Raw genomic sequence first — 4,424 nt, forward strand, 5'->3', positions numbered from 1 at the left:
TGGTGGATGTTGTGGTGGGTGATGAGGTGGTGGGCGATGAGTTGGCCGAGTTGGCCGGTGCCGCCGGTGATGAGGACGGTCTTGTCCGGATCGAGCGGTGAGGGTTGCTCGGTCCGGGGCACGCGGACGAGGCGCGGTGCGTGCGGGGCACCGTCGAGGAACCTGATTTCCGGTTCGTCGGGATGGATGGCCGGATCGGCGTCGTCCGGGGTGGTGATGAGCAGGAACTGGTCGGGGTGTTCGGATTGGGCGGTGCGGACGAGTCCGTGGATGGGGGCGTGGTCGAGGCTGTCGTCGGCGACGATGGCGAGTCGGTGATCGCTGGGGTGGTCGTGGTTGAGCCAGTCCTGGATGATGTCGAGAGCGTCGTGAACGTCGCCCGGGTGGGCGTAGGTGATGTCGAGGTTGTTGGCCTCGGGAGTGACGGGGACCCAGTCGATGCCGTACAGCGGCGGGGTGGGATCGAGCGGACGCACCACCAGCTTGTCCACGACCGCGACCACAGCGCCGGCCGGATCGGTGATGGCGAGGCCACCATCGGCCAACCGGACGTGCAGCGTCGTCGCGGATGACGGGAACAGTCGCACCCCGGCCCACGAGAACGGCACCCGAGCCGGCCCGCCGTCCAACAACAACGCGTGCAAGGCCGCGTCCAACACAGCGGGATGCAGCGCGAACCGTGAGTCGCCGTTGGATTCCGGCACGCGCAACTCGGCCCGAAGGTCGTTCTCGCCGGCCTGCCAGGCCCGGACGAGACCGCGGAAGGCCGGGCCGTAGCCGTGGCCACGCTTCCCCAGGGCCGGGTAGTCGACCGGCAGCTCGACAGCGGCCTGCGGCGGCCAGTCCACAATGGCCGGTGGCGCCAGCTCGGCGGCGGGAGCGAGGACGCCGGTCGCGTTGCGCGTCCAGGCCTGTGCGCCGGTCTGGCGGGAGTGCACGTCGAACGCGCTCTGCCCGGCTTCGTCCGGCTCGGCCACGGTGATCTGGAGCTGGGTGGGCACGTCGCCGTCGATGACGACAGGCGTGGTCAGCACCAGTTCCGCCAGTTCCGGCCGGTCCAGCCGGCGTCCGATGTGGACAGTGAGATCGACGAGCGCGGCGGCGGGGAGAACCGCCTCGCCGAACATCGTGTGTTCGGCCAGCCACGGCTGATCGGCGACGGAGAGCCGTGCCGTGGCCAGGATCCCCCCGCCGGCCAGTTCGATGGTCGCGGTCAGCAGCGGGTGATCGGTGGCCGGCGCCGCCGGGGCCGGAGCATCCAGCCAGTAGCGCTGCCGCTGGAACGGATAGGTCGGCAGGTCCGGAGTGACCCGGCGCCGGGCGGGGAAGACCGTTTCCCAGTCCAGGCTCAGGCCGTTCACCTGGGCCGTGGCGATGGCCTGGCGCACGGTGGCGACCTCGGGCCGGTTCTTGCGCTGGACGGGAATGAGCACCGGGTTCCGACCGTCCAGGATGACGCCGGCCAGCGAGGTGAGCACGGCGTCGGGGCCGATCTCGGCGTAGGCGCGAACACCGAACTCGTCGGCGGCGCGGATCGCGTCGGCGAAGCGGACCTCGCCGCGAGCGTGCAGAACCCAGTACTCGGGTTTGGTCATCGGAACATCCGAATCCACAGTGGACAGTATGGGAATGTTGGGTTCGTGGTACTCGAGGGTTTCCAGTGTGGAACGGAACTCGGCGAGCATGGGTTCCATCAGCGGCGAGTGGAACGCGTGGCTGACCCGCAACCGCCGACTGCGCACGCCGTTCGCGGTGAGTAGGGTCTCGATCTCCGTCAATGCCGTGGACTCCCCGGACAGCACGACCGCCCGCGGTCCGTTGACGGCCGCGATGCCGACCCGGTCCGTGAGCAGCGGCCGCACCTCCGACTCGGCCGCCTCCACGGCGAGCATGGCGCCGCCGGTCGGGAGGGCTTGCATGAGTCGGGCTCGTGTTGTGACGAGGGTGGCGGCGTCGGTGAGGTTCAGTATGCCGGCGATGTGTGCGGCGGCGATTTCGCCGATGGAGTGGCCGATGAGGTGGTCGGGGGTGATGCCGAAGGATTGGACGAGGTGGTGCAGGGCGACTTGGTACGCGAAGAGGGCGGGTTGGGTGTACCGGGTCTGGTTGATGTGCTCGTCGTGGATGGCGTCGGTGAAGGAAAGGCCGAGCGCGGCGCAGGCTTCGTCGATCGCGGTGGCGAAGGCGGGGTAGGTTTCGTAGAGCTGTTGGCCCATGCCGGAGTGCTGGCTGCCCTGACCGGTGAACAGGAACGCGGTCCTGGTCGGCGACGTCGCCGTGCCCCGGACGAGGTTCGCCGCCGGCTCGCCATTGGCCAGTGCGTCCAGGCCGGTGAGCAAGTCCGGAAGGTCGCCGCCGAGCACGGCGGCGCGGTGGGCGAACGCGGTCCGTGTCGTGGCGAGGGACCAACCGGTCGCGGCGAGATCCGTGTCCGGCCTGGCAACCAGGCGTTCGCGCAGCTCCCTCGCCGTCGCGCGCAGGGCGATCTCGTCACGGGCCGCGATCGGCAGCAGCACGTCACCGTTCGGCTCGGTTCGCTCGATTGGCTCGGCGGTGGGTGGTTCTTCGACGATGACGTGCGCGTTGGTGCCGCTGATGCCGAACGAGGAGATGCCGGCGCGTCGTGGCCGGTCGCTCGCCGGCCATTCGACCGGTTCGGTGAGCAGTGTGACCGCGCCGGCCGACCAGTCGACGTGCGGGGACGGCTCGTCCACGTGCAAGGTGCGCGGCAGGGCGTTGTTGCGCAGGGCCATGACCATCTTGATGACGCCCGCGACGCCGGCGGCGGCCTGGGTGTGGCCGATGTTGGACTTGATCGAGCCGAGCAGCAGGGGTTGTTCGCGGTTCTGGCCGTAGGTGGCGAGTAGGGCGTGGGCTTCGATGGGGTCGCCGAGGGTGGTGCCGGTGCCGTGGGCCTCGACGGCGTCCACATCGGACGGTCGCAGCCCGGCCGCGGCGAGTGCGGTGCGGATGACCCGCTGTTGAGCCGGACCGCTCGGCGCGGTCAGCCCGTTGCTGGCGCCGTCCTGGTTGATGGCCGAGCCCCGCACGACCGCCAGCACCGGATGGCCGTTGCGCCGGGCGTCGGAGAGCCGCTCCAGCAACACCAAACCGGCTCCCTCGCCCCAGCCGGTGCCGTTGGCCGACGCGGCGAAGGACCGGCAGCGACCGTCCGGGGACAGCCCGCGTTGCCGGCTGAACTCGATGAAGGTCGCCGGGCTGGCCATCACGGTGACGCCGCCGGCGAGCGCGAGTTCGCATTCGTCGTTGCGGAGGGCCTGGGCGGCGAGGTGCAGGGCGACGAGTGAGGACGAGCAGGCGGTGTCCACGGTCACCGCCGGTCCGGAGAGCCCGAGTGCGTAGGCGACCCGACCGGAGGCGACGCTGCCGGCGCTGCCGCTGACCAGGTAACCCTCGTAGCCGGTCACCGATCCCGTGGCCTGGTGCAGCCGGGCGCCGTAGTCGTTGTACATGACCCCGGCGAACACACCGGTGTTGCTGCCGCGCAACGTGCTCGGGTCGATGCCGGCACGCTCGATGGTCTCCCACGCGGTTTCCAGCAGGAGCCGCTGTTGCGGGTCGGTGGTGAGCGCCTCGCGTGGGCTCATGCCGAAGAACTCGGGGTCGAACTGGTCGGCGTCGTAGAGGAAACCGCCCTCGCGGGTGTAGCTGGTGCCCGGGTGGTCCGGATTCGGGTCGTAGAGGTCGGCGGCCCAGCCGCGGTTGTCCGGGAAGCCGCCGATCGCGTCCACGCCGTCGGTCACCAGCTGCCACAGCTGTTCGGGACTGCGCACGCCACCCGGGTAGCGACAGGCCATGCCGACGATGGCGATCGGCTCGTCGACCGGCGTTGCCGTCGTCGCGGCGACGGGAACCGTCTCGGGCTGAGCGCCGCGCAGTTCCGCGTCGAGGAAGTCGGCGAGGCCGTTCGCGGTGGGATGGTCGAACACCACCGTGGTCGGCAGCCGCAGGCCCGTGGCCGCGTTCAGCCGGTTGCGCAGCTCGACCCCGGTCAACGAGTCGAAGCCCAGTTCGGTGAAGGCCCGGTCCGGGTCGACCGGTTCCGACGGGCCGAGCCCGAGCACCGCGCCGATGTGTTCGACCACGAGTGCGAGCAGACCGGCGCGATCGCGACCGACCCGGGTGGACGGTGCGCGGCGCCGGGTGCGAACCAGGTTGCGGTACAACGGCGGAGGCTCGTCCAGCGCGCGGATCGCGGCGAGGTCGAGTGCGGCGGGGACGACGAGCGGGCGGTCACTGGTCAGCGCCAGGTCGAACAGGTGCAGTCCCTCTTCGGTCGACATCGGACGGATCCCGGCGCGGGCCAGTCGGCCGAGGTCGGTGTGGGTGAGGGTGGTGGCCATGCCGGTGTGCCAGAGTCCCCAGTTGAGGGTGGTGGCGGGGAGTCCGTGGTGGTGTCGGTG

1 protein-coding gene is annotated in these 4,424 nt (G+C 70.6%); it reads right to left on the reverse strand.

Going from position 1 to position 4,424, the window contains the following annotated elements:
- Positions 1 to 4,424: type I polyketide synthase (locus BCF44_RS54515; RefSeq protein ID WP_147329103.1), on the reverse strand; the 4,424-nt coding region annotated here is incomplete at both ends.

Origin of the sequence: Kutzneria buriramensis, assembly GCF_003387475.1 — a bacterium.
Taxonomy (GTDB): Bacteria; Actinomycetota; Actinomycetes; order Mycobacteriales; family Pseudonocardiaceae; genus Kutzneria; species Kutzneria buriramensis.